The organism is Streptococcus oralis (genome assembly GCF_003944215.1).
Lineage (GTDB): Bacteria > Bacillota > Bacilli > Lactobacillales > Streptococcaceae > Streptococcus > Streptococcus oralis_BI.
In genome coordinates, this window is record NZ_RJVZ01000003.1 from 122,680 (window position 1) to 146,864 (window position 24,185).

General features: G+C 43.2%; 25 protein-coding genes. 3 read left to right on the top strand and 22 right to left on the bottom strand.

Annotated features, from left to right (window positions below):
- Nucleotides 1–7 precede the first annotated feature (7 nt).
- Both D8804_RS02700 and D8804_RS02705 read right to left on the bottom strand, forming a co-directional pair.
- Entirely contained in the window at nt 8–418 is a 411-nt protein-coding gene (locus tag D8804_RS02700) for a peptide deformylase (RefSeq protein WP_125398731.1), read from the bottom strand.
- A 102-nt stretch (nt 419–520) separates the two neighbouring features.
- Nucleotides 521–3,217: a cation-translocating P-type ATPase gene (locus tag D8804_RS02705; protein WP_125398732.1), complete on the bottom strand. Its 2,697-nt coding sequence runs from the start codon at nt 3,215–3,217 to the stop codon at nt 521–523.
- Between the two features lie 307 nt (nt 3,218–3,524).
- On the opposite strand from D8804_RS02705, the gene mntE reads away from it, so the two are divergent.
- The gene (gene mntE, locus D8804_RS02710; RefSeq protein WP_125398733.1) at nt 3,525–4,718 is read left to right on the top strand and encodes a CDF family manganese efflux transporter MntE; all 1,194 of its coding nucleotides are present in this window, start codon (nt 3,525–3,527) and stop codon (nt 4,716–4,718) included.
- A 53-nt stretch (nt 4,719–4,771) separates the two neighbouring features.
- Here the strand turns inward: mntE and D8804_RS02715 are convergent, their stop codons facing one another.
- The 9 genes from D8804_RS02715 to cdaA form a co-directional block, all read right to left on the bottom strand.
- Nucleotides 4,772–5,386 carry a hypothetical protein gene (locus D8804_RS02715; RefSeq protein ID WP_125398734.1) on the bottom strand — a complete coding sequence of 205 codons (615 nt, stop codon included), beginning with the start codon at nt 5,384–5,386 and terminating at the stop codon, nt 4,772–4,774.
- Nucleotides 5,386–7,254: an ABC-F family ATP-binding cassette domain-containing protein gene (locus tag D8804_RS02720; RefSeq protein WP_125398735.1), complete on the bottom strand. Its 1,869-nt coding sequence runs from the start codon at nt 7,252–7,254 to the stop codon at nt 5,386–5,388. The genes D8804_RS02715 and D8804_RS02720 overlap by 1 nt, the downstream gene beginning before the upstream one ends.
- Nucleotides 7,251–8,450 (bottom strand): CCA tRNA nucleotidyltransferase, encoded by a 1,200-nt coding sequence (locus D8804_RS02725; RefSeq protein ID WP_125398736.1) that lies wholly within the window; start codon nt 8,448–8,450, stop codon nt 7,251–7,253. The genes D8804_RS02720 and D8804_RS02725 overlap by 4 nt, the downstream gene beginning before the upstream one ends.
- A complete protein-coding gene (gene dapB / locus D8804_RS02730; RefSeq protein ID WP_125398737.1) occupies nt 8,447–9,214 on the bottom strand; it encodes a 4-hydroxy-tetrahydrodipicolinate reductase in 768 nt (255 codons plus the stop codon). Before dapB ends, D8804_RS02725 begins: the two co-directional genes overlap by 4 nt.
- 151 nt (nt 9,215–9,365) lie before the next feature.
- Complete coding sequence (locus tag D8804_RS02735; protein ID WP_125398738.1) at nt 9,366–10,214, bottom strand: DegV family protein; 849 nt, start codon at nt 10,212–10,214, stop codon at nt 9,366–9,368.
- Nucleotides 10,215–10,216: 2 nt separating this feature from the next.
- The gene (locus tag D8804_RS02740) at nt 10,217–10,591 is read right to left on the bottom strand and encodes a DUF1149 family protein (RefSeq protein ID WP_001050092.1); all 375 of its coding nucleotides are present in this window, start codon (nt 10,589–10,591) and stop codon (nt 10,217–10,219) included.
- A 73-nt stretch (nt 10,592–10,664) separates the two neighbouring features.
- Nucleotides 10,665–12,017, bottom strand: a complete 1,353-nt coding sequence (gene glmM, locus D8804_RS02745; protein ID WP_125398778.1) for a phosphoglucosamine mutase — start codon at nt 12,015–12,017, stop codon at nt 10,665–10,667.
- 30 nt (nt 12,018–12,047) lie between these two features.
- Complete coding sequence (locus D8804_RS02750; RefSeq protein WP_125398739.1) at nt 12,048–12,833, bottom strand: CdaR family protein; 786 nt, start codon at nt 12,831–12,833, stop codon at nt 12,048–12,050.
- The gene (gene cdaA, locus D8804_RS02755; protein ID WP_125398740.1) at nt 12,820–13,677 is read right to left on the bottom strand and encodes a diadenylate cyclase CdaA; all 858 of its coding nucleotides are present in this window, start codon (nt 13,675–13,677) and stop codon (nt 12,820–12,822) included. The genes D8804_RS02750 and cdaA overlap by 14 nt, the downstream gene beginning before the upstream one ends.
- 136 nt (nt 13,678–13,813) lie before the next feature.
- Between cdaA and D8804_RS02760 the strand changes: the two genes are divergently transcribed.
- Entirely contained in the window at nt 13,814–14,782 is a 969-nt protein-coding gene (locus D8804_RS02760) for an NAD(P)/FAD-dependent oxidoreductase (RefSeq protein ID WP_125398741.1), read from the top strand.
- Nucleotides 14,783–14,814: 32 nt separating this feature from the next.
- Here the strand turns inward: D8804_RS02760 and whiA are convergent, their stop codons facing one another.
- From whiA to D8804_RS02810, 9 genes are all read right to left on the bottom strand, one after another.
- Nucleotides 14,815–15,726 (bottom strand): DNA-binding protein WhiA, encoded by a 912-nt coding sequence (gene whiA, locus D8804_RS02765; protein WP_125398742.1) that lies wholly within the window; start codon nt 15,724–15,726, stop codon nt 14,815–14,817.
- The gene (locus D8804_RS02770; RefSeq protein WP_125398743.1) at nt 15,723–16,700 is read right to left on the bottom strand and encodes a YvcK family protein; all 978 of its coding nucleotides are present in this window, start codon (nt 16,698–16,700) and stop codon (nt 15,723–15,725) included. The genes whiA and D8804_RS02770 overlap by 4 nt, the downstream gene beginning before the upstream one ends.
- Nucleotides 16,697–17,587, bottom strand: coding sequence for an RNase adapter RapZ (gene rapZ, locus D8804_RS02775; protein WP_125398744.1), 891 nt, complete (start codon nt 17,585–17,587; stop codon nt 16,697–16,699). Before rapZ ends, D8804_RS02770 begins: the two co-directional genes overlap by 4 nt.
- 51 nt (nt 17,588–17,638) lie before the next feature.
- Nucleotides 17,639–18,019 carry a RidA family protein gene (locus D8804_RS02780; protein WP_001140420.1) on the bottom strand — a complete coding sequence of 127 codons (381 nt, stop codon included), beginning with the start codon at nt 18,017–18,019 and terminating at the stop codon, nt 17,639–17,641.
- 9 nt (nt 18,020–18,028) lie between these two features.
- Nucleotides 18,029–18,616: a ribosome biogenesis GTP-binding protein YihA/YsxC gene (yihA, locus tag D8804_RS02785; protein WP_000405196.1), complete on the bottom strand. Its 588-nt coding sequence runs from the start codon at nt 18,614–18,616 to the stop codon at nt 18,029–18,031.
- A gap of 8 nt (nt 18,617–18,624) precedes the next feature.
- Nucleotides 18,625–19,857: an ATP-dependent Clp protease ATP-binding subunit ClpX gene (gene clpX, locus D8804_RS02790; protein ID WP_009013928.1), complete on the bottom strand. Its 1,233-nt coding sequence runs from the start codon at nt 19,855–19,857 to the stop codon at nt 18,625–18,627.
- A 201-nt stretch (nt 19,858–20,058) separates the two neighbouring features.
- Nucleotides 20,059–20,565: a dihydrofolate reductase gene (locus D8804_RS02800; RefSeq protein ID WP_125398745.1), complete on the bottom strand. Its 507-nt coding sequence runs from the start codon at nt 20,563–20,565 to the stop codon at nt 20,059–20,061.
- A gap of 118 nt (nt 20,566–20,683) precedes the next feature.
- Nucleotides 20,684–21,358 (bottom strand): (d)CMP kinase, encoded by a 675-nt coding sequence (gene cmk / locus D8804_RS02805; RefSeq protein WP_000849406.1) that lies wholly within the window; start codon nt 21,356–21,358, stop codon nt 20,684–20,686.
- A gap of 9 nt (nt 21,359–21,367) precedes the next feature.
- Nucleotides 21,368–21,862, bottom strand: coding sequence for an SAG1386/EF1546 family surface-associated protein (locus tag D8804_RS02810; RefSeq protein ID WP_125398746.1), 495 nt, complete (start codon nt 21,860–21,862; stop codon nt 21,368–21,370).
- A 45-nt stretch (nt 21,863–21,907) separates the two neighbouring features.
- Here D8804_RS02810 and D8804_RS02815 point away from each other — a divergent pair, with 45 nt between their 5' ends.
- Nucleotides 21,908–22,111 (top strand): ferredoxin, encoded by a 204-nt coding sequence (locus D8804_RS02815; RefSeq protein WP_084976091.1) that lies wholly within the window; start codon nt 21,908–21,910, stop codon nt 22,109–22,111.
- An 82-nt stretch (nt 22,112–22,193) separates the two neighbouring features.
- Here D8804_RS02815 and D8804_RS02820 read toward each other — a convergent pair whose 3' ends face one another.
- Together D8804_RS02820 and galE are read right to left on the bottom strand one after the other, a co-directional pair.
- A complete protein-coding gene (locus D8804_RS02820) occupies nt 22,194–23,177 on the bottom strand; it encodes a glycosyltransferase family 2 protein (protein ID WP_185774020.1) in 984 nt (327 codons plus the stop codon).
- The gene (galE, locus tag D8804_RS02825) at nt 23,161–24,180 is read right to left on the bottom strand and encodes a UDP-glucose 4-epimerase GalE (RefSeq protein WP_125398749.1); all 1,020 of its coding nucleotides are present in this window, start codon (nt 24,178–24,180) and stop codon (nt 23,161–23,163) included. The genes D8804_RS02820 and galE overlap by 17 nt, the downstream gene beginning before the upstream one ends.
- Between the last annotated feature and the right edge of the window lie 5 nt (nt 24,181–24,185).

Consider the following 24,185-nt stretch of genomic DNA (forward strand, 5'->3'; position numbering starts at 1 on the left):
GTTCCTCCTAAATAATTCGTCCTTCCAAATGATCCAGTTCATGTTGGCATATATGAGCCGGAAAACCTGTCAGAGTAATGATCTGTTCCTGCCACTTGCTATCACGATAGGAAACCGTAATCGTTTCATAACGAGTTGTTGGTCGCACCCCAGTCAAAGACAAACAACCTTCCTCTGTCTCGTAAGGTCCTTTATAGGAAAGGAGAATGGGGTTAAACATGACCATGGGAACTAGGCCAAGATTAAAGATAATCACGCGCTTCTGCACACCAATCATATTGGCCGCCAGACCGACACAGGTTTCTCGATTAGCCAGCAGCGTATCCTGCAAATCCTTAGCCAGATAAAGGTCCTCCTGACTTGCAGGTTTCGATACCTGTGACAAGAATAAGACATCTCGGACAATTTTCTTTTCCATTTCTTTTACTCCTTACCATTTTATTTTATTATAGCACAAAAGAGGATAACTTCTATCTATTCTCCTCAAATGCAAAAAAGCCATCCGAAGATGACTTTCTTTTTAAATCGCGTTCTTATCAAGACCAAGTTTACGTTGAACAAACTTAACGATTTCGACGATAAGTATCATTGAGAAGCTTCCAGCCAAAACAATGGCCCATTGTGATAAGTCTAGTTTGGTTACGTGGAAGATTCCTTCAAGGGGTTCTACAACGATGGTCGCCATAAGAAGAATGAAGGATACCAAGATTGACCAGTTGAAGGTCTTAGACTTGAATGGTCCAACTGTCAAGATGGATTGGTAAACAGACTTAACATTGTAGGCATGGAAGAGCTGGATCAAACCGAGTGTTGCAAAGGCCATTGTAAGGGCATCCGCATGAATGGCATGATTGTCACCCACATGAACTGGGTAAGCAATTGCAAGTCCATAAACACTCATAACAATAGCTGCTTGGAGTACACCTTGATAGATGATAGAACTCAAAACACCACCTGAGAAGAAGCTTGCCTTTCGTCCACGTGGTTTATGATTCATGACACCAGGCTCAGCAGGTTCAACACCAAGAGCGATAGCTGGGAAGGTATCTGTTACCAAGTTGATCCACAAAAGATGAACTGGCTGCAAGACGTCCCAACCAAACAAGGTTGATAAGAAGATAGTTAATACTTCAGCAGTATTGGCAGAAAGTAAGTACTGAATAGTCTTTTGAATGTTTGAGAAGACCTTACGTCCTTCTTCAACTGCGACGATAATAGTCGCAAAGTTATCATCTGCAAGAATCATGTCAGAAGCCCCCTTAGAAACCTCTGTACCAGTGATTCCCATACCGATACCGATATCGGCTGTTTTCAGAGCTGGCGCATCATTAACACCGTCACCTGTCATAGCAACAACCTTACCTTGTTTTTGCCAAGCCTTGACGATACGAACCTTGTGTTCTGGAGACACACGGGCATAAACAGAGTATTGACCAACTACTTTTTCAAAGTCTTCATCTGACAGTTCGTTGAGCTCAGCACCAGTTAAAACGTGGCCTTCTGTATCATTTGAATCAATAATTCCCAAACGTTTGGCAATAGCTTCTGCAGTATCTTGATGGTCACCCGTAATCATGATTGGACGGATTCCAGCTTCCTTAGCCACACGAACAGCTTCTGCAGCTTCGGCACGTTCAGGGTCAATCATCCCAACCAATCCAGTAAAGATCAAGTTGTTTTCCAGTTCTTCAGAAGTCAGGTTTTCTGGAATGCTGTCTACAATCTTATAAGCACCCGCAAGAACACGCAAGGCTTGGTGAGCCATTTCAGAGTTGTTTGTGTGAATTAAGTCATTAACTTTCTCATCAATCGGAGCAACATCTCCAGCCTTATCACGAGCAACACAACGTTTCAAAAGTTGGTCTGGAGCCCCTTTGACTGCTACGAGGAATTTACCATCTGGCAATGGATGAACCGTTGACATGAGTTTACGATCTGAGTCAAACGGCAATTCAGCTACACGAGGATATTTCTCTAAGAACCCTTTAACATCGTAACCCTTGTCCAAGGCATACTGGATGAAGGCTGTTTCCGTTGGATCCCCGATCAGGTTTCCTTCTGCATCAATCTTAGTATCATTAGCCAAAACAACAGAACGAAGAAGAGGCATTTCAAGACCTAGTTCAATGTCATCAGCTGAATCATGTAGGACAGCATCATAGAAGACTTTTTCGACGGTCATCTTGTTCATGGTAAGCGTACCAGTCTTATCAGAAGCGATGATTTCAGTTGAACCAAGTGTTTCAACTGCTGGCAACTTACGAACGATAGAGTTTCGTTTTGCCAAAACTTGAGTACCAAGGGCAAGAACGATGGTCACGATAGCAGGAAGTCCTTCTGGGATGGCTGCAACAGCAAGCGCAACAGAGGTCATCAACTCACCAAGTGGATTTTTACCTTGAATGAAGACTCCCACTACAAAAGTAACAAGGGCAATGACCAAAATTGCATATGTCAAGACCTTAGAAAGGTTGTTCAAGTTTTGTTTAAGTGGGGTATCCGTCTCATCCGCATCTTGGAGCATGCCAGCGATATGACCAACTTCTGTGTACATACCTGTATTAACAACAACACCAAGACCACGACCATAGGTTACGTTTGAGTTTTGGAAGGCCATATTGACACGGTCACCAATACCAGCATCTGCAGAGAGCTCGACGGTCAAGTCTTTTTCGACTGGAACAGACTCACCTGTTAGGGCTGCTTCTTCGATTTTAAGTGAATTAGCTTCTAGCAAACGTAGGTCCGCTGGTACGACGTCACCTGCTTCAAGGGCAACAATATCACCTGGTACCAATTCTTTTGAGTCAATCTCAGCCATGTGCCCATCACGGATAACACGTGCAGCAGGACTAGACATAGACTTGAGGGCCTCGATGGCTTCTTCTGCTTTTCCTTCTTGGTAAACACCAAAGGCTGCGTTGATGATAACAACGGCTAGAATAATGATGGCATCTGCAATATCTTCCCCACCAGAAGTTATGACAGACAAGATGGCTGCAGCCACCAAAATAATAATCATCAAATCCTTAAACTGTTCGATGAATTTAACCAAGAGAGATTTTTTCTCACCCTCTTCGAGTTCATTGCGCCCATATTCAGCTAGGCGTTTCTGCGCTTCGCTTGACGAAAGGCCTTGCTCAGTTGCTTCAACCGACTTCAAGACTTCTTCGGGACTTTGAGTATAAAACGCTTGGCGTTTTTGTTCTTTTGACATGTGTCTCCTCCTTGACTTTGTGTGCAAAACAAGCTCTCTTTTGGTTTTATGACAAACAAAAAGAGACCTGTTAATCATAACAAGTCTCGCTGTTTAAGATAGCGCCGGAAAGAATACTTTGCAGTATAAAATTCGGAATGACGACACTATCACAGGTTTCTGCCAGCTACTCCCTTGAGTAGTACTATTATATCAAAATTTGAACAATTTTCAAGAATTAAAATCCAATGAAACAAGACTAAATTTGAATTTTCCCATGAAAACCAGTATAATGAAAACAGAATCTCAGCACTAGAAAGGAAGTCCGATGAACCAATCCATGTCAAATCTCAAGTTGGCGGAACGTGGTGCCATTATCAGCATTTCGACCTACCTCCTCTTGTCTGCGGCAAAATTAGCGACTGGCCACCTCCTACATTCTTCCAGTTTGGTAGCGGATGGTTTCAACAACGTATCAGATATTATCGGAAACGTTGCTCTTCTGATCGGTATTCGTATGGCGCGCCAGCCTGCAGACCGTGACCATCGTTTCGGTCACTGGAAAATTGAAGATTTGGCTAGTTTGATTACTTCCATCATCATGTTCTACGTTGGTTTTGATGTTCTTCGGGACACCATTCAAAAAATTCTCAGTCGGGAACAAACGGTTATCGACCCTCTGGGTGCAACTCTCGGAGTCGTCTCTGCGGCAGTTATGTTCGCAGTTTATCTCTATAATACTCGCCTCAGTAAGAAATCCAAGTCCAAGGCTCTCAAGGCTGCCGCCAAGGACAATCTTTCCGATGCTGTCACCTCGCTTGGGACTTCCATTGCCATCCTAGCCAGCAGTTTCAATTATCCAATCGTGGATAAATTGGTCGCTATCATCATCACTTTCTTTATCTTAAAGACAGCCTATGATATCTTTATCGAGTCTTCCTTCAGTCTTTCAGATGGTTTTGACGACCGTTTGCTAGAGGACTACCAAAAGGCCATAATGGAAATTCCAAAGATTAGTAAGGTTAAGTCCCAAAGAGGGCGCACCTACGGTAGCAACATCTACCTTGATATCACCTTAGAAATGAATCCCGACTTATCTGTCTATGAAAGTCATGAGATTGCAGACCAGGTCGAATCCATGCTGGAAGAGCGCTTTGGAGTCTTTGATACCGATGTCCATATCGAGCCAGCTCCCATACCTGAGGACGAGATTTTAGACAATGTCTACAAAAAACTGCTCATGCGTGAGCAATTGATTGACCAGGGAAATCAACTAGAAGAACTCCTTGCTGAAGACTTTATCTATATCCGTCAAGATGGAGAGCAGATGGACAAAGAAGCTTATAAGTCTGAAAAAGAACTTAAAGCTGCGATTAAAGACATTCAGATTACCTCCATTAGTCAGAAAACCAAACTCATTTGCTATGAGCTAGACGGTATCGTCCACACCAGTATCTGGCGTCGCCATGAAACTTGGCAAAATATCTTCCACCAGAAAACAAAAAAAGAAGACAAACAGTGACCCTATCCAATGGATAGGGCCTTTTTGATTATTCTACTTTAAGCAAAGACAGACTATGACGGTTTGGAAGATTTGCTTTTCAAAGCTTGTTTTGCCTCTTTTCTTGCTTGGCGATTTTGCTTGTTGTGCCATTCTCGCTCAAAGTAGGACATGGTTTCAAAGACTCTTCTAGGAAAGTCAACATCCAGTAAATGAATCGGAATTATCAAGTCGACAGCAGGTTTAGCACTTGAAAATTTACTTCGCAGTCGATTCCATAGAGATTTCGTTTTTACAAGGTCTTTGTCAAAAAAACAAACTTCAATCTGGTAAAAATCCCTCGAACTTCTACCACCCTTGATTCTCATAAGAGAAAATGTTTCTACTTGCCTCCAGGAATAAAACTGCCAGTCTTTCTTTGGATGTGGCTTATAGAAAAAACCTTGAGTCGTAAATTTTAAATACTCTTTGCCTGATAGAAGAATCTGCATCCGTTCATACAAGAGCCAACCAACAATAATGAGTAGGAATCCAACAAAAGCAATTAATACTATGATTCCCATTGAATCTTCTTCGGGATAAATCAGCAAAAAAGATAGTATATAAGTAAAAAACACTAACTCGACCAAACAGAGAAGAATAGTCCAGATGACTTTCTTGCTGCTCCATTTTATGATTACTTCTTCCATTATACCAATTCACTTAAATATTCATAGCGTTCATATTTTTCCAGCAAGGCTTCATTCTTCTCGTCTAATTCTTTCTGAAGAGTCGCTAGTTTACTAAAGTCAGAGCCATTTGCCTGCATTTCTTCTTCAATGGCTGCGATACGATTTTCCAAGGCTTCAATATCGCCTTCAATGCTTGCCCACTCCTGCTTTTCTTGGTAGGTCATACGTTTCTTATCTTCACGTACCTTGACCACTTTCTCCTTTTCGGCCTTTTGCACTTGATTGGCCATCTCTGTTTCAAAGGCTTTTTCGTCAAGATAGTCTGTGTAATGACCAAAGAAAGGACGAATCTTGCCATCCTCAAAAGCAAGAATCTTAGTTGCTACCTTATCCAAGAAATAACGGTCGTGGCTAACTGTCAATACTGGCCCAGCAAAACCTTGCAAGAAATTCTCCAAAACTGTCAGAGTCGCAATGTCTAGGTCATTGGTCGGCTCGTCCAAGAGAAGTACATTTGGTTTCTCAAGGAGAAGTTTGAGGAGATAAAGGCGTTTTTTCTCGCCACCAGACAATTTCTCAATCAAGGTTCCATGCGTCGAACGTGGGAAGAGGAACTGCTCCAGCAACTCTGCAATGGAAGTCGTGGAACCACCACTGGTCTTAACCTCTTCTGCTACTTCCTGCAGGTAATTGATGACCCGTTTGCTTTCATCCAAGCCTTCGATTTGTTGAGAGAAATAGGCGATGCGAACAGTTTCCCCTCTCACAACTTGTCCTTCAATTGGCTCAAGACTTCCTGCAATCAAGTTGAGTAGGGTTGATTTCCCAACACCGTTGTCCCCAACGATACCGATACGGTCTTTAGCTTGCACCAAAAGGTTAAAATCTTGCAAAATAGGCTTGGTCTCATAGGCGAAGGAAACATTCTGAAACTCGATGACTTTTTTCCCAATCCGACTGGTTTCAAAGTTCATGGTCAAGTCTGCCTCAGCAACGCCGCCTGAAACTTCTTTTTTCAAGTCATGGAAACGATTGATACGAGCCTGCTGCTTGGTCGCACGCGCTTGCGGTTGTCTGCGCATCCAGGCTAATTCTTGCTTATAGAGTTGTTCTTTTTTGTGGAGCATAGCTGCGTCACGCTCATCCTGCTCTGCTTTGAGGCGAACATAGTCCTGATAATTTCCCTGATATTCCGTCAAACTAGCTTGGTCCAACTCGAAAATCCGCGTTGACAGTGCATCTAGGAAATAGCGATCATGTGTGATAAAGAGAACGGTCTTCTTGGAATTTTTCAAAAAGAGGGTCAGCCACTCAATAGTCGCAATATCTAAGTGGTTGGTTGGCTCATCCAGTAGCAAGAGATCGTGGTCTCCAAGAAGAACTTGCGCCAACTGAACCCGTCTTCTCAGACCACCTGACAATTCACCAACTGGAGTCGACAAGTCCTGAATACCCAACTTGCTGAGAACCGTCTTGACCTGACTCTCGATTTCCCAAGCTTGGAGAGAGTCCATCTCTGCCATGACCCGTTCCAAACGAGCCTGCTTGTCCTCGCTGTAGTTGAGCATGATCAACTCATACTCACGAATCAGCTGAATTTCCTTGAGGTCGCTGGAAAGAACCGTATCCAAGACCGTCTTGCTATCATCAAAATCTGGATTCTGAGTCAAGTAGCCAATCTGATAATCATTCTTAGCTGAAAAGGGGCTGACGTCCCCATCAAAGCCAGAAGTGCCAGAAAGGACGTCCAAAAGGGTTGTCTTACCCGTTCCATTAACACCAATTAGACCAATTCTATCCAAATCATGAATGATAAAGGAAATATCTTTAAAGACTGTCTTGTCCCCAACTGATTTGCTTAGTTTTTCAACGATAAAATCACTCATTCTTTCTCCCTCAGGTAAGCATGGATGGCTTGACGATCATTTTCCAACTCTCCATCGACAATGGCAAACTCAATATCTGTTAAAATATCTCCCAAATCTGGACCTGGCTGGTAACCATATTCCTTGATTAAAATACCACCGTTAATCTGGATTTCTTTCTTATCATAGATGGTCAAACTCTGGTAAGTTTCTGTGATAAGCTGGGGGTTGACTTCTTTTCCTTGGGCCTGACGAAGCCTTTCAGCTTGTAAAAGGGAATCCAAGTCAAAGCGGTAACAATCACGCTTGCTCAAGTCTCCTTCTTCTCGCAGAGCCAAAATAGTCAGCAAATCCTGAACCTGCTTGGCAAACTGACGTGAGGTCTTCCAATGTTTCAAAAATGGCTGTGCATCTTTAATCTTCAAAGTCCACAATAGAGCCGCCCAAGCTTGTTCGGAAGACTCAAAAGTGAAATCACTCTCTAAATCAAACAGTCTGTTGAGCTTGTCCTGGCTCCCTGCCATATCTGGAAGATAATTATAAGCTTGACTCTCAATCATGGAATCCAAACCCCTTCTCCAAAATGGAGCCAGCAAGAGTTTATCAAACTCAACAAAGGTACGTTCCACAGAAATCTTCTCCAAGAGTGGAGTCAAGGATTTCATCGCTTCAAATGTTTCTTGCTCAAGTTCAAAACCCAGACTGGCCTGAAAACGAAAACCACGCATAATTCGCAAGGCATCTTCATTGAAACGTTCACTAGCCACTCCAACTGCTCGTAAGACTTGGTTTTCCAGATCTTTGAGACCATCGAACAAATCGATGATTTCTCCTGTCTCATCCAAGGCAAAAGCGTTGACTGTGAAATCACGGCGCTTGAGATCTTCTTCAAGCGAACGTACAAAGGAAACCGCACTGGGTCTGCGATAGTCTACATAGACATCCTCAGTCCGAAAGGTCGTCACCTCATACTCCTCATCCCCATCTAAAACCAAGACGGTTCCGTGCTCAATTCCGATATCTACAGTTCTTGGAAAGATTTTCTTGGTTTCCTCTGGATAAGAAGAGGTCGCAATGTCCACATCATGGATGGGACGATGGAGAAGGGCATCTCGAACAGAGCCCCCAACAAAATAGGCCTCAAAGCCTGCTTCTTTAATTTTTTCTAATACTGGTAAAGCCTTCTGAAATTCAGAAGGCATTTGTGTTAATCTCATAATAAGTGTTCTAATCCATAGACAAGCTCATGACGCTTGACAACTTCTTTGATTCCCAAATTCACCCCTGTCATGAAGGAGCTGCGATCATAGGAGTCATGACGAAGGGTCAATCCTTCTCCCTGATTGCCAAAGATGACTTCCTGATGGGCTACCAAGCCTGGTAGACGGACTGAGTGGATGCGCATGCCATCAAAGTCTGCACCACGAGCACCCGCAATCAATTCTTTCTCATCAGGCGCACCTTGTTGGATAGACTTTCGAACTTCCGCCATCAGCTCAGCCGTTTTAATGGCTGTTCCACTCGGAGCATCTTTTTTCTTGTCATGATGGAGCTCGATAATCTCTACATTTGGGAAATATTTGACAGCCTGCGCCGCAAATTGCATCAGCAAGACAGCTCCCAAGGCAAAGTTAGGGGCAATCAAGCCACCCAAATCTTGTTCACGGGAAAATGCTTTTAGTTCTGCAATTTCTTCACTAGTAAAGCCTGTTGTTCCAACTACTGGAGCGAAGCCATTTTCAAGAGCAAAACGTGTATTTTCGTAGGCAACGGCTGGTGTGGTAAAATCTACCCAAACATCCGCTTCAAAACCAGCCAAGTCAGTCTTATCATTGAAGACAGGAATTCCCTGCCATTCTGACGCAGACTCAAACGGATCCAAAACTGCGACCAAGTCCAAGTCTGAATCAGCCAAGACCATCTGACAAGCAGCTTGGCCCATCTTTCCCTTAAACCCGGCAATAATTACTCGAATACTCATCTCTACTCCTGTCTAAGATACAAAGGACGTTAGCTGCCCATGAAAAATAGGGAATGGCGCTGACTTTCCACGAAAGGCAAGACAGGCATCTTTTTTCAAGTGGCAGATAGTCCGTGTTCAATTTCTAAGATACAAAGCCTGTAAGAACAATCTAGACGATTGGTGTATAGCTCAAGGCAATACTGCCTTCTCCAAGGTGGGTCCCAATGACACTACCAAAGCTAACAATTGGAATCTCAGAAGTCACACCGCTCTCAATCAAAAGCTGACGTAAGTCCACTGCCTTTTGAGGAGTATTGCCATGAATGACTGTGATACGGTAGTCCCCATCTTTTGTCAACTCTTTGATGATTTCCACCAAACGTTTGATTGCCTTCTTTTCCGTACGAACTTTTTCGTAAACTTCAATCACCCCATGGTCATTAAAGTAAAGGATAGGCTTGATACTGAGGAGATTCCCTAAGACGGCTGCCCCATTTGACAAACGTCCTCCCTTAACCAAGTGGTCGAGGTCATCTACTATGATAAAGGCTGAGTTATCAGCGATTTGGATAGCCAACTTCTCCTGAATCTGGACAAAATTATCGCCCTGTTCTGCCCATTTAAAGGTACTCTCCACCATAAATCCTAGAGGGGAGCTTGTGATATGGGTATCTGGAAAGGCAATGGTCAAGCCATCATACTCATCCAACATATATTGGATATTCTGATAAAAGCCTGAAATTCCTGACGAAAGAAAGAGTCCCAAGACATGAGTATAGCCTTCATCTTTCAAGGAACTTAGAATCTCATCCAATTTGGCAATACTTGGTTGACTAGTTTTAGGCAATTCTGCAGACTGAGCCATTTTTTGATAAAATTCCTCAGCTGTCAGATTGACGCCTTCGACATACTCCTCCCCATCAATATTGACAGGAATATCCAAGATAAATAGATTCTCTCTTTGCAGCGTCTTCTCCTCTAAATAGGCTGAAGAATCTGTAATGACAGCTAATTTCATGACTAAAACTCCAAATTGATCCCTGGAAGATCCAAGGCGATTTCTGTTACTTCATACGTCAAACGATTGAGCATGTTCAAACATGGACGTGCCAAGGTTTCGACTTCTTCTTGGTTAAATTCGCTTGGTTCGTTGACAATACGACCTTCCACATGGTTAACTTGAGAAATTGTTCCGCTGATGACGAATTTGTCAAAGACAATCATGAAACTCAAGATAACGACAAGCGAAGTCACTTGGTTTTCTTGGTCATGTTGGAGTAGCTGAAAGTTCACGTCTACCTTGGTTTCAGGAGCTCCATTTTCATTTTCCCACTCAAAGTTGCGAGCATCAAAGTGATACTGGCTAACAAATTCTTGTTCTCGTTTAAGATTCATTTTTCTCTCCCTTTGCTACAATTTACTATGCAATTGTACCACATTTTTATCATTTCATCTAGTTTTCTAGGCTTTAGTCAATTCCGATTTCATCTTTAACAACAGCAGCAATCGTATCTACATAGTAGTTAACTTCTTCTGTTGTAGGAGCTTCTGCCATTACACGCAAGAGGGGTTCTGTACCACTTGGGCGGACAAGGATACGACCGTTCCCTGCCATCTCTTCTTCCATCTTTTCGATGATTGTCTTGATGGCTGGTACTTCCATGGCCTTTTCTTTCATGGCATTTTCTACTCGGATATTGACCAGTTTTTGTGGGTAAATCGTCACTTCTGATGCTAGTTGAGACAAGCTCTTGCCTGTTTCTTTCATGATTTTAGTCAATTGAACAGCTGATAATTGACCATCACCAGTTGTATTGTAATCCATCAAGATAACGTGGCCTGATTGTTCACCACCAAGGTTGTATCCTGATTTTCTCATTTCTTCAACGACATAGCGGTCACCAACTGCAGTGACTGCTTTGCTAATGCCGGCACTCTCCAAGGCCTTATGGAAGCCAAGGTTAGACATGACGGTTGTCACGATGGTGTTTTGAGCCAACTGGCCTTTTTCAGAAAGGTATTTCCCGATGATGTACATGATCTTGTCACCATCAACGATATCGCCATTTTCATCAACAGCAATCAAACGGTCACTATCACCGTCAAAGGCCAAACCAATAGCAGACTGGCTTTCTTTTACTAGTTCTTGGAGAGCTTCTGGGTGAGTTGAACCAACATTTAGGTTGATGTTAAGACCATCAGGTGTTTCCCCAATTACAGTCAACTGGGCACCCAGATCAGCGAAAATTTGACGGGCACTTGTAGACGCTGCACCGTTTGCTGTGTCCAAGGCCACTTTCATTCCCTCAAGAGGAGCTCCAGTTGAAACAAGATAGCCTTCATACTTACGCAAACCTTCTGGGTAATCCACTAAGGTTCCCAAGCCTTCTGCACTTGGACGAGGAAGAGTATCTTCAGCAGCATCCAGCAAGGCTTCAATTTCTGCTTCTTTTTCATCATCTAGTTTGAAGCCATCCCCACCAAAGAACTTAATTCCATTATCAAGGGCTGGGTTGTGACTCGCTGAAATCATGACACCCGCACTAGCTCCCTCAGTTTTAACCAAATAAGCTACTGCTGGTGTTGCAAGGACACCGAGTTTGTAGACGTGAATCCCTACTGATAGAAGACCTGCCACCAAGGCAGATTCTAGCATTTCTCCTGAGATACGTGTATCACGTCCTACAAAGACTTTAGGTGCTTCCGTTTCGTGTTGACTGAGGACATAACCTCCAAAACGACCCAATTTAAAGGCCAATTCTGGCGTCAATTCTACGTTTGCTTCTCCACGGACTCCATCGGTCCCAAAATATTTACCCATTTTGTTAATCATCCTTTTCTACTATTTTGTTTATTCTTGTTTAGACGAGTCTGGTTTCGTTTCTGAACTCGTTGAAGACGAACTGCCCTCTGAGGAACTTGTTGACGAGTTACTCGAACTAGACGCTGCTGTTTTTGTTGTAATTTTCATAGTTGTGTCAAACGGCATAATGACACTTGGCAAGACATTTCCATTTTTATCAACTGCTTGTAGAGGAACAGAAGCCGAGTAGTTACCCGTTATCCGTTCACTCGTCGGTAAGATGGCAATGACACGATCTACTCTAGAGAGAGTCTCCTCGTCACTAATAACCGTTACTTTTTCATCTGACACAGTGACTGTATCAATTTTCACACGAGAATCAATCTGACTAGGGTCAATCTCCGGCACAACGATTACATTATCACGTTTTGCTTTTTTACCAACCTTCACTGTTATCTTTTGCGGTGTTGCAACAGCCGTCAAACCACTCGGTAAATTTTCAATGGTTAGAGGAACTTCAATGGTCCCTACACTGGCATCGGTTAAGTCAGCTTTGACCTTGAATTTTCGAGTGCTTTCCTGCATCTCGCTCGCTAAAGCAACTCTATTTGATCCCGTTAGGAAGACCGTAACCTCAGATGTAAAACCACTGATAAAGTACTGGTCGCTATCATACTGAATATCGATTGGGACATTAAGGACCGTATTGGTGTAGGTTTCCGTCCGCACCTGTCTGGCACTATTATTATTCTGATAGTTTGTAGAAGTCGCATAGATAAAGAGAATGCAGGCGAAAAAGAAGGAAGAAATGATGTATAGACTATTTTTTCTCATGTTTCAATCCTCCTAGCAAACGCTCCTTCATACCGTGTTTTTCCTCTGATGCTGGAAGTAAAATTCTTCTCAATTCAGCTTCAAACTCTTCCAAGGTCAAATCATGCTTAAAGACTCCATTATAGGTCATTGAGATTCCACCTGTTTCCTCAGAAACCACAAAGGTAAGTGCATCTGACACTTCCGACAAACCAATCGCCGCCCTATGACGCGTTCCAAACTCCTTGGAAATCCCGGTATCTTCAGTCAGGGGTAGATAGGCTGAAGTTACGGAAATCCGATCCTCCTTGATAATGACCGCACCATCGTGCAAGGGAGTATTGGGGATGAAAATATTGATAAGCAATTCAGCCGAAATTTTAGCATCTAAAGGGATCCCTGTCGAGATGTATTCCTGCAAGGTTCTCACTCTCTGAACAGCAACCAAAGCACCAATCTTACGCGGACTCATATACTCGACTGATTTGACAAAGGCACGAACCATTTGCTCCTCTGCGCTAATTGGAGCATTGGAAAAGAAATCTGTCGCCCGACCCAATCTCTCCAAACCAGTCCGAATCTCTGGCGAGAAGATAACCACTGCTGCGATGACCCCGTAGGTGATAATCTGATTGATCAACCAGGAAATGGTCGTTAAACCAATCATATTAGAGAGAATCTGGGCTAGAATAAAGACCAAAACTCCCCTAACCAATATCATGATTTTAGTCCCTGCAATCGCTTTGGTAAAATGGTACAAAATATAAGTCACAATCAAAATATCAATCAGATTGATAACTATCGTCCAAGGACTTGAAAACAAACTTGTCCAGTATTGCCAATTGGATAATTGTTGAAAATTCATCCCTGGCCTCCTCCCTGTCAAAACACTTTCCGTACTATTATACCATTTTCTGCTCATTTTTTCCCCATCCTACTTCATTTTAAATTAAGCAAAATTATGATACAATAAACTGACTAGAAAAAATGAAGGAGAAATCATGTCTCAACTCTATGATATTACCATTGTAGGGGGCGGTCCTGTCGGCCTCTTTGCTGCCTTTTACGCCCACCTACGCCAAGCCAAAGTCCAAATCATCGACTCTCTTCCCCAGCTCGGTGGTCAACCAGCCATCCTCTACCCTGAAAAGCAAATCCTTGATGTGCCAGGTTTCCCAAACCTTACTGGAGAAGAGTTGACCAATCGCTTGATTGAGCAGCTAAATGGATTTGAAACACCTGTTCACCTCAACGAAACTGTTCTTGAAATCGAGAAACAAGATCAAGGATTCACCATCACAACCAACAAGGGAAGCCACCTGACCAAAACAGTCATCATTGCCATGGGTGGCGGCGCCTTTAAACCACGTCCACTCGAATTAGAAGGTGTTGAGGATTATGAAAACATCCACTACCACGTTTCCAACATTCAGCAATATGCTGGCAAGAAAGTGACCATCCTTGGTGGTGGGGACTCAGCAGTGGACTGGGCTCTGGCTTTTGAAAAAATTGCCCCAACTACACTTGTTCACCGTCGAGATAACTTCCGCGCCTTGGAACACAGTGTGCAAGCTCTACAAGAATCATCTGTAACTATCAAGACACCGTTCGTCCCTAGCCAACTTCTTGGAGATGGAAAAACACTCGATAAACTGGAAATCACCAAAGTCAAATCAGATGAAACCGAAACTATCGAAGTAGACCATCTTTTTGTCAACTATGGTTTCAAATCATCTGTCGGCAATCTTAAAAATTGGGGCCTGGACCTCAACCGCCACAAGATTATCGTCAACAGCAAGCAAGAATCTAGCCAAGCAGGTATCTATGCTATCGGCGACTGTTGCTACTATGAAGGTAAGATTGATTTGATTGCGACAGGACTGGGTGAAGCTCCAACTGCTGTCAATAATGCTATCAACTACATCGACCCTGACCAAAAAGTACAACCCAAACACTCAACCAGTTTATAAGAAAAGAACCACGGATCAACTGATTCGTGGTTTTATAATTCATCTGCTATCTTGTTTATTTTTCTGAGTCTGTGGTTGACGCCACTTTTGGTCAAGGGATTGCTCAGGCTATCTGCCAACTGCTGGATAGAATAGTCTGGGTGCTGGATTCGCAACTGAGCTACCTCCTGCAAATCCACTGGTAAATTTTCCAAGCCCATTCTATCTTTGATTTTACTGATATTATTGATGGTTTTCATGCTGGCAGAAACCGTCCGAGCGATATTGGCTGTTTCAGCGTTATTGGCTCGATTGAGATCGTTACGGGTTTCACGCAAAATCTTGACACGCTCAAAGTTATCACGCGCCTGCATGGCCCCAATCACAATTAAGAAATCCATAATGTCTTCAGCGCGTTGGAGATAGGTCACGGCACCCTTCTTGCGTTCAATGACCTTGGCGTCCAGTAAAAACTGCTGGAGGAGAGAGGCCAGTCCTTGGGCGTGGTCCAGATAAACGGAACTGATCTCCAACTGGTATTTGCCAGACTCAGGATCACGGATACTTCCATTTGCCAGAAAGGCCCCACATAAGTAAGCACGACCTGCTTCTTCATCTGCTAAAATATCAGGATCGATGCCTGTCTCCAAGCCAAAGAAGGAATCCGCAAGCCGCAAATCAGCTAAAAGTTCCTGCACTCTCTCTTCAGTATAGACCGTATAGACACGGTTCTTGCGAAGATTGCTTCTCTGATGGTGCCGAATCTCTGACTTGATATCATAAAAATGGAGAAAGGACTCATAGAGGTGTCGAGCCAACTTGGCATTTTCAGTCACGACAGACAGGGTCAAACCCGAAGTCGAGAGACCAATACTACCAGACATCTTGATGATGGCTGATAATTCATGGCGACTGAGATGGTGTTGACCAAGAATTTCTTCTTTTACTGCAACTGTAAAACTCATTTTCGCACCTGTATAATTCGCATCAATTCATCCACAATCAAATCCCCGTCGTGGAAGGCTCCTCCATTTTCCAAACGAAGAAAGTTGGATGAAATCACACGAGGCACCTGCTTGCAAAGACCAGCAAAATCATGTTCCACCTGTACCAAATATTCATCAAAACGATTGGTATCCATGTATTCTCTAGGAACCTTTTCGATATTAACCAAGACCGTATCAATAAAAGGCCGACCTAAGTGTCGATGAAGGACTTCCACGTGGTCACTGTCTGAAAAGTGCTCTGTTTCCCCACGCTGGGTCATGATATTGCAGACGTAAGCTATCTCCGCCTTGGTCTCCAAGAGAGCCTGCCCGATCTCCTCAATGACAATATTGGGCAAAATCGATGTAAAGAGGGAACCAGGCCCCAAGACAATCATATCACTCTCGAGAATGGTCGCAACCACTCGACGGCTGGCTTGCGGTGTTTCATCATCCAAGGTATTGGTCACATAGACATGGTCGATCATGCCTGGATGATCTGCAATGTGGCTCTCACCTGCCACCTCAGAACCATCTTTAAAAACTGCATGCAAGGTCAAAGGCTGGTCACTTGAGGGGTAAATCTTTCCTGTTGTGTGAAAGAACTTACTGAGTAATTGCATAGCATTGTAGGTAGACCCTTGCATTTCAGAAAGCCCTGCTATAATGATATTTCCTAGAGGATGACCTGCAAAAGCTCCAGCCTCTTCTGAGAAACGGTACTGAAAAACCTTCTCATAAAACTTAGGCATATCCGACATGGCTACCAGGACATTGCGAAGATCTCCTGGTGGTGTTAGCTGTTGGATATTCTTTCTTAGTTCACCAGAAGAGCCACCATCATCAGCTACCGTTACGATGGCTGCGATATCAACATCCTTTTCGCGTAAGCTTTTCAAAATGACGGGGATACCAGTTCCTCCACCAATTACCGTTATCTTTGGTTTTCTCATGAACGGTTTACCGTTTCCTTTCTTCTGTCTTTGTCACGATGGCTTTCATTGACAGGCCAGTTTTTAGCAAGGTCCTCAGCGATTCGTTTTGCAAAAGCAACACTACGGTGTTGTCCACCTGTACATCCTACTGCAATGGTTAAAACAGACTTGCCTTCTTTTTTGTAACTTGGCAAAATGGGCTCAATCAAGGCGAGTAAGTGCTGATAAAAACTTTCAGACTCTTCATGATTCATCACATAGTCATAAACTACTTGATCCTCACCTGTCTGATTACGGAGTTCTGGAAGGTAGTATGGATTTGGCAAGAAACGGACATCAAAGACCAAGTCTGCATCAATAGGGATACCATACTTGAATCCAAAAGACATGACTTCAATACGGAAAGACTGGGCTTGTTCTTGGTCTGAAAATTGCTCTGCAATGGTTTTACGAAGTTCACGCGGAGTGAGTTCTGTCGTATCCACCACATTTTGACTCATGTTTTTCAAAGGTGCCAAGAGTTCACGTTCCAGCTTGATGCCATCTAAAATTCGACCATCTGCTGCTAGAGGGTGACTTCGTCTAGTTTCCTTATAGCGTGCCACCAATTCCTTATCTGCTGCGTCTAAAAAGAGGATTTTGAAGTCCAAATCATCTTGGTTTTCCAATTCATCCAAAACAGCCTGAATCTCTGAAAAGAAGGAACGGCTCCGCATATCGACTACCAAGGCCAGTTTGTGGTCATCATCCTTGGTCTCTACCAACTGCAAAAACTTTGGCAGGAGGGCTGGTGGCATATTGTCAATGGTGAAATATCCCAAATCTTCGAAGGACTGAATGGCTACCGTTTTCCCTGCACCACTCATCCCTGTTACAATCACAAGGTGAAGTTGTTTTTTTGTCATCTATCTCTCCTTATATCAAAAAAAGTTTGGCAGAGCCAAACTTCAACTAGCTTATCCAATCTCTGCGATCACTTCAATTTCGACTTTTACATCACGAGGAAGACGTGCAACCTCTACAGCTGAACGAGCTGGAAATTCCTCTTTAAAGGCCGTTTGGTAAACCTCGTTAAAAGGAACAAAGTCATTCATATCGCTCAAGAAGCAAGTTGTTTTGACAACATGGTCAAAGTCTGTTCCTGCTTCTGCCAAAATGGCACCGATATTTTTCAAGACTTGTTCTGTCTGTTCTTGTATAGTTTCTCCTACAATTTCCCCAGTTTCAGGAGAAAGAGGAACTTGCCCACTAGCAAATAAAAGATTGCCAACGATTTTTCCTTGAACATAGGGTCCGATTGCTTTTGGAGCCTTGTCTGTATGAATTGTCTTTGCCATTTCTTTCCCTCACAATTTTTCTAAAATAGCATCCCAAGCCTGATCCATCCCTGCCTTGCTGACAGACGAAAAGAGAATGAAGTCGTCACTTGGGTCAAAGTTTAATTTCTTTTTGATTGCTGATTCGTGCTTGTTCCACTTACCACGAGGAATCTTGTCTGCCTTGGTCGCAACGATGATAACCGGAATCTCATAATACTTGAGAAATTCGTACATCTGCACATCATCTGCTGACGGGTCGTGGCGGAGATCCACCAGACTGACAACCGCACGGAGATTTTCCCGAGTCGTTAGGTACTCCTCAATCATGCGCCCCCACTTTTCACGCTCCTTTTTGGAAACGCGGGCATAGCCATAACCTGGTACATCCACAAAACGCATCTTGTCATCAATGTTAAAGAAGTTGAGCAGCTGGGTTTTCCCAGGTTTTCCTGATGTACGGGCCAGATTCTTGCGGTTCAACATGGTGTTAATAAAGCTAGACTTGCCAACATTTGAACGCCCTGCAAGAGCAATCTCTGGCAGGTCATCCTGCGGATAATGGGACTTGTTGGCTGCGCTGAGCAAGATTTCAGCATTGTGTGTATTGATTTCCATAGTCACCTCTAGGCTGTTTCTAGGATGGGTTTTTCCGTTCCATCGACAGCTTCTTTAGTGATGCGAACCAACTTCACATTTTCCTGACTCGGTACTTCAAACATAACATCTAGCATTGTCTCTTCGATAATCGAGCGAAGACCACGCGCACCAGTTTTGCGCTCGATAGCCTTATTGGCGATTTCTTGAAGGGCTTCATCGTCAAATTCCAACTCAACATCATCATAAGAAAGCAAGGTTTGGTATTGTTTGACCAAGGCATTTCTTGGCTCTTTCAGGATGCGAACCAAGTCATCGACCGTCAATTGCTCAAGAGCAGCAAAGACAGGCAAGCGCCCAATCAACTCAGGGATAATTCCAAATTTTTGAATATCTTCAGCGATAATTTCTTGCATGTAGGAGCTATTTTCATCAATTGCCTTGTTACTTTGACCAAAACCGATGACTTTTTCTCCCAGACGTTGTTTAACGATTTCTTCGATGCCATCAAAAGCACCACCCACGATAAAGAGAATATTCTTGGTATCCACCTGAATCATCTCTTGTTGTGGATGTTTGCGTCCACCTTGAGGTGGCACGCTAGCGACAGTTCCCTCGATAATCTTGAGAAGGGCTTGTTGCACTCCTTCACCCGAAACGTCACGTGTGATAGACACGTTCTCGCTCTTCTTGGCAATCTTGTCAATTTCATCCACGTAGATAATCCCACGCTCTGCACGTTCGATGTTAAAGTCAGCAGCCTGCAAGAGTTTGAGGAGGATGTTTTCAACGTCCTCACCCACATAACCAGCCTCAGTCAGAGCTGTCGCATCTGCAATGGCAAAAGGCACGTTCAAGCTCTTAGCCAAGGTCTGAGCCAAGAAAGTTTTCCCTGAACCAGTTGGGCCAATCATCAGGATATTTGACTTCTGCAAATCCACATCTTCTGACTCTTCACGCGTATCGTGGAAATTGATGCGTTTATAGTGATTGTATACAGCCACTGCCAAGGCACGTTTGGCACGATCTTGACCGATCACATAGTGGTTTAAGATATTGAGGAGTTCGATTGGTTTTGGTACTTCAGACAAGTCTGCCAAGACTTCCTCAGCTAACTCCTCCCGAATAATTTCCTGGGCCAACTCCACACATTCATTACAGATAAAGGCGTTGTTCCCAGCGATTATTTTCTTTACTTCTTCTTGGCTTTTGCCACAAAATGAGCAATAAACCATCATATCATTTTTCCTATTTGTAGGCATGATTTCCTTCCATTCTAATTTATCATTCTATCTAAAATAAGGTCATATAAAAAGCGTGGACACTGTTTACCAGATTGGTAAAAGCATTCAACCAGAGTAAGGCAGACAGTCCATAGCGCTTCTTACGAAAAGCCTGTGCTCCAGTCAAAATACAGATCACACACAAAAAAGCTGTAAAAAATCCAAATATACTGCGCTCCATTAGACTTCCTTTCTATCTCGGTATTCGATGGTAAAATCATAGTCGTTTTTCTCATCTCGGGTATAAGATTTGCTTGCGACTGTCTCAAAACGAGACAAGTCAAACTCCTCAGGGAAATAGGTGTCTCCCTCTACCTGAGCATGAATCTGCGTCACGATGATTTCATCTAAATAGGGCTCAAAAGCCTGAAAAATCTGTTTTCCACCTATGATATAGAGATTCTTGTCCTGACTCTGATACCAAGCTAAAACAGACTTCACATCTTGAAACACGAGCGCACCATCCACGACTTCGTCACTGTTTCGTGTCAGAATCAAGGTTTGGCGTTTGGGAAGCAGACGACGCCCCATTCCATCAAAGGTCACTCGTCCCATCAGTATAGCATGATTTAAAGTTGTTTCCTTAAAATGTTGCAACTCTGCTGGCAAATGCCATGGGAGACGATTTTCCTTCCCAATCACACCTTTTTCATCTTGGGCCCAAATGGCTATGATTTTCTTTGTCATGCTTCCGTCCTTTTTATTGATACTACTATTTTATCAAAATTCTCCCAAAAAGACTGTTTTGAAACGCGCTCAAAAGAGAGAAAAGGAGCAGGCTTCATTTAGCCTGCTCCTCTCGTCCCTAGGACATATATTTTTTTGCTTCTGATTCAATTTTTTCGACCACTTCTTGGATACTTAGTCCAGTTGTGTCAAGATAAACTGCATCCTCAGCCTGTTTGAGAGGCGAGGTTTCACGATGACTGTCCTTGTAGTCACGCGCAGCAATCTCTTCTTTCAAAGTTTCCAAGTCAGTCTCAATCCCTTTGGCAATATTTTCCTTGTAGCGACGCTCTGCTCTTTCTTCAACAGAGGCTACTAGGAAGATCTTGAGTTCAGCTTGTGGTAATACAACTGTCCCGATATCACGCCCATCCATGACAATACCACCTTGCTGAGCAATCTCTTGCTGGAGCGAAACCAGTTTCTCACGCACCTCAGGAATGGCAGCAATGCTTGAAACCTTGTTGGTCACTTCATTTTCACGGATCGGATGAGTAATATCAACATCGCCAACAAAGACAAGTTGCTCACCTGTTTCCGAACGTCCAAAACTAATAGGGTGTTGGTTAAGAAGCTCAAGAAGTTGGTCTACATTTCCTGCATCCAACTGGTGCTTGAGTGCTATATAAGTCGCAGCACGGTACATAGCGCCCGTATCAAGATAAGTGTAGCCAAAATCCTTGGCAACAATCTTTGCGACCGTACTCTTACCACTGGAAGCAGGACCATCAATAGCAATTTGAATTGTCTTCATTTCCGACTCCTATCTAGTCTTGATGACATCACCAGGGTTGGCAAACCAAGTTCCTGATGACATATGAGAAGGATTCAGAGCTTCTAGCTGGGCAATGGAAATCCCTGCACGCTGAGCGAGAGCTGCTTCTCCTTCTCCAGGTTGCACAGTAAGCGTTCCTTCTCCATCTGTGTGTTCTTCAGAACTACTTTCTGAAGGAGTTGATTCTTTCGTTTCTTGAGCTTTACTAGTAGAGGAAGAAGACTCTTCCACTTTAGAGGTTGACGATGGAGCTGAAGAATCATAAAAATCCTTCAAAGCTGCCGTGCGGTTACTTCCTCCAGTAGAAAGGTAAATCAATACAACTACCATCGCTACAACGATTACAAAGAAGAGGCTAGCTAGAATGGTCAAGACACGATTGGCAACAACGCCTTTCCCTTTTTGTTTCCGGTGTCGACGCTCTGATCTTGTTTCTTCCTCATTGTTTTCGTAAATATCTTCTTGCCACGGTTCTTTTTCCATACCTTACTCCTTGTTTTTTTTGCATTTTCTTATTACAATATAAATATGAAAGTCACACTTATACCCGAACGGTGCATCGCCTGCGGGCTTTGCCAGACCTATTCTGAACTCTTTGATTACCATGATAATGGGATCGTTCGCTTTTATGATGATCCTGATGAACTGCAAAGAGAAATCGCTGAGACCAGCGATGTTCTGGAGGCTATCAAACAGTGCCCTACACGTGCACTTCTCAAAGATCCATCATAGTTTAAAAGGGAGATTGATTTTGTAGATTCTTTTTATCACTTTAATCCCTTCATCTACTAGTTTAGCATATTTCTAGGTAAAATTATAGTCTTTTCTGGTTATTTTTCCCTTCGAAAATAGAAAGATCACTTTTTTCTTTGACAAGATAGAGTGGTCTTTTTTTGGTCTCTAGATAAATCTTGCTGATATACTTACCGAGAATCCCAATAGTCAGGAGTTGAATCCCTCCAAGAAAGAGAATGACAGCCATCAGAGAGGTCCAGCCAGATGTCGGATTCCCTAAGATAAGGGTTCGAAAAACTACAAAAACAGTCATCATAAAAGAAATAAAACAAGATAGGAGTCCCGCTACAAAGGCTATACTCAAGGGAAAATCTGAAAAGTTAAGAATCCCTTCAATCGAGTAGAAAAAGAGCTGTCTAAAACTCCAACTAGTCTTGCCAGCCTGTCTTTCGACATTTGGATAGTCAAGATAGTGCGTTTTAAAGCCCACCCAGGCAAATAGGCCCTTAGAAAAACGATTGGACTCAGTTAAGGCTAAAATAGCATTCACCACAGACCGTCTCATCATCCGAAAATCACGAACACCTGATGGCAGAGCTACTGGGCTGATTTTTTGCATGAGGCGGTAAAAGATGTCAGCGCAGAAACTGCGAAAGAAGGGTTCTCCCTCCCGACTGGTTCTCCGTGTCCCAATACAGTCTAAATCTGCATTCTGGTCTAGTAAGGCTTTCATTTCAAGCAACATACTAGGAGGATCCTGGAGGTCTGCATCCATCACGACCACTAGGTCTCCAGTCGCATGCTGCAAGCCTGCATACAGAGCTGCTTCTTTCCCAAAATTTCTCGAGAAAGAGATATAATGTACCGCAGGATTTTGTACCCGATAGGCCGTCAAAAGCTCCAAAGTGCCGTCGCTTGAACCATCATCCACAAAGACATACTCGATCTCTGCTCCTAATTCTGGAAGCAGTGCTTCAACAGACTGATAAAAAAGAGGAAGTACTTCCTCTTCGTTTAGACATGGGACAATGATTGAAATCATCATCTTAGTCTTCAAATCCATTTGGATGCTTGCTTTGCCAACGCCATGCGTCTTCACACATTTGAGTAATGTCGAGTTCTGCTTCCCATCCGAGCTCTGCTTTAGCTTTTGCTGGGTCTGAGTAGCAGGCAGCGATATCACCTGGGCGACGTTCTACGATGCGGTAAGGAATAGGACGTCCCACTGCTTTTTCCATGTTTTGGATAATTTCAAGAACTGAGTAACCTTTACCTGTTCCAAGGTTATAAACATTAAGACCTGAACCTTTTTGGAGTTTTTTCAAAGCTGCAACGTGACCTTTAGCTAAATCGATAACATGGATATAGTCACGAACACCAGTTCCATCTTCCGTATCATAATCATCTCCGAAAACTTGTACTTGTTCTAGTTTGCCCACTGCCACTTGTGAAACATAAGGCAAGAGATTGTTTGGAATGCCATTAGGATTTTCTCCCAAGTCTCCACTCTCATGCGCTCCGATTGGATTAAAGTAACGAAGCAAGACCACATTCCATTCTGAGTCTGCTTTGTAGATATCTGTCAAAATTTCCTCTAACATGAGCTTAGTACGACCGTATGGATTGGTCACTGAAAGTGGGAAATCTTCTAAGATCGGAACTGTATGAGGATCTCCGTAAACTGTCGCAGAAGAACTGAAGATGATGTTCTTACAGTTGTTTTCTTCCATGGCTTTCAAAAGGCTGACAGTTCCAGCGATATTGTTGTCATAGTAGGCAAGAGGGATACGTGTTGATTCACCAACAGCCTTCAAACCAGCAAAGTGAATCACACCAGTCGGCTCTTCCTGCTTGAAAATATCTCTTAGGGTATCTGTGTCACGGATATCTGCTTCATAGAAAGGAATCTCAACTCCTGTAATTCTCTCAACAACTTCTAAACTCTTACAATTGCTGTTGACAAGATTATCGACCACAACGACTTGATGACCTGCTTGGATCAACTCAATAACAGTGTGGGTTCCGATAAATCCGGCACCGCCAGTTACCAAAATCTTTTCTTGCATCTTTT

Bases quoted from the DNA above. Each gene is read 5' to 3' on its own strand.
- glmM (WP_125398778.1), bottom strand. From the start codon at position 12,017: ATGGGTAAATATTTTGGGACCGATGGAGTCCGTGGAGAAGCAAACGTA.
- D8804_RS02820 (WP_185774020.1), bottom strand. From the start codon at position 23,177: ATGGATTTGAAGACTAAGATGATGATTTCAATCATTGTCCCATGTCTA.
- D8804_RS02760 (WP_125398741.1), top strand. From the start codon at position 13,814: ATGTCTCAACTCTATGATATTACCATTGTAGGGGGCGGTCCTGTCGGC.
- dapB (WP_125398737.1), bottom strand. From the start codon at position 9,214: ATGAGTATTCGAGTAATTATTGCCGGGTTTAAGGGAAAGATGGGCCAA.
- cmk (WP_000849406.1), bottom strand. From the start codon at position 21,358: ATGAAGACAATTCAAATTGCTATTGATGGTCCTGCTTCCAGTGGTAAG.
- D8804_RS02815 (WP_084976091.1), top strand. From the start codon at position 21,908: ATGAAAGTCACACTTATACCCGAACGGTGCATCGCCTGCGGGCTTTGC.
- D8804_RS02720 (WP_125398735.1), bottom strand. From the start codon at position 7,254: ATGAGTGATTTTATCGTTGAAAAACTAAGCAAATCAGTTGGGGACAAG.
- whiA (WP_125398742.1), bottom strand. From the start codon at position 15,726: ATGAGTTTTACAGTTGCAGTAAAAGAAGAAATTCTTGGTCAACACCAT.
- yihA (WP_000405196.1), bottom strand. From the start codon at position 18,616: ATGGAAATCAATACACACAATGCTGAAATCTTGCTCAGCGCAGCCAAC.
- D8804_RS02735 (WP_125398738.1), bottom strand. From the start codon at position 10,214: ATGAAATTAGCTGTCATTACAGATTCTTCAGCCTATTTAGAGGAGAAG.
- D8804_RS02750 (WP_125398739.1), bottom strand. From the start codon at position 12,833: ATGAGAAAAAATAGTCTATACATCATTTCTTCCTTCTTTTTCGCCTGC.
- galE (WP_125398749.1), bottom strand. From the start codon at position 24,180: ATGCAAGAAAAGATTTTGGTAACTGGCGGTGCCGGATTTATCGGAACC.
- D8804_RS02780 (WP_001140420.1), bottom strand. From the start codon at position 18,019: ATGGCAAAGACAATTCATACAGACAAGGCTCCAAAAGCAATCGGACCC.
- D8804_RS02740 (WP_001050092.1), bottom strand. From the start codon at position 10,591: ATGAATCTTAAACGAGAACAAGAATTTGTTAGCCAGTATCACTTTGAT.
- D8804_RS02705 (WP_125398732.1), bottom strand. From the start codon at position 3,217: ATGTCAAAAGAACAAAAACGCCAAGCGTTTTATACTCAAAGTCCCGAA.
- D8804_RS02770 (WP_125398743.1), bottom strand. From the start codon at position 16,700: ATGAGAAAACCAAAGATAACGGTAATTGGTGGAGGAACTGGTATCCCC.
- cdaA (WP_125398740.1), bottom strand. From the start codon at position 13,677: ATGAATTTTCAACAATTATCCAATTGGCAATACTGGACAAGTTTGTTT.
- D8804_RS02800 (WP_125398745.1), bottom strand. From the start codon at position 20,565: ATGACAAAGAAAATCATAGCCATTTGGGCCCAAGATGAAAAAGGTGTG.
- D8804_RS02725 (WP_125398736.1), bottom strand. From the start codon at position 8,450: ATGAGATTAACACAAATGCCTTCTGAATTTCAGAAGGCTTTACCAGTA.
- clpX (WP_009013928.1), bottom strand. From the start codon at position 19,857: ATGCCTACAAATAGGAAAAATGATATGATGGTTTATTGCTCATTTTGT.
- D8804_RS02700 (WP_125398731.1), bottom strand. From the start codon at position 418: ATGGAAAAGAAAATTGTCCGAGATGTCTTATTCTTGTCACAGGTATCG.
- mntE (WP_125398733.1), top strand. From the start codon at position 3,525: ATGAACCAATCCATGTCAAATCTCAAGTTGGCGGAACGTGGTGCCATT.
- rapZ (WP_125398744.1), bottom strand. From the start codon at position 17,587: ATGACAAAAAAACAACTTCACCTTGTGATTGTAACAGGGATGAGTGGT.
- D8804_RS02715 (WP_125398734.1), bottom strand. From the start codon at position 5,386: ATGGAAGAAGTAATCATAAAATGGAGCAGCAAGAAAGTCATCTGGACT.
- D8804_RS02810 (WP_125398746.1), bottom strand. From the start codon at position 21,862: ATGGAAAAAGAACCGTGGCAAGAAGATATTTACGAAAACAATGAGGAA.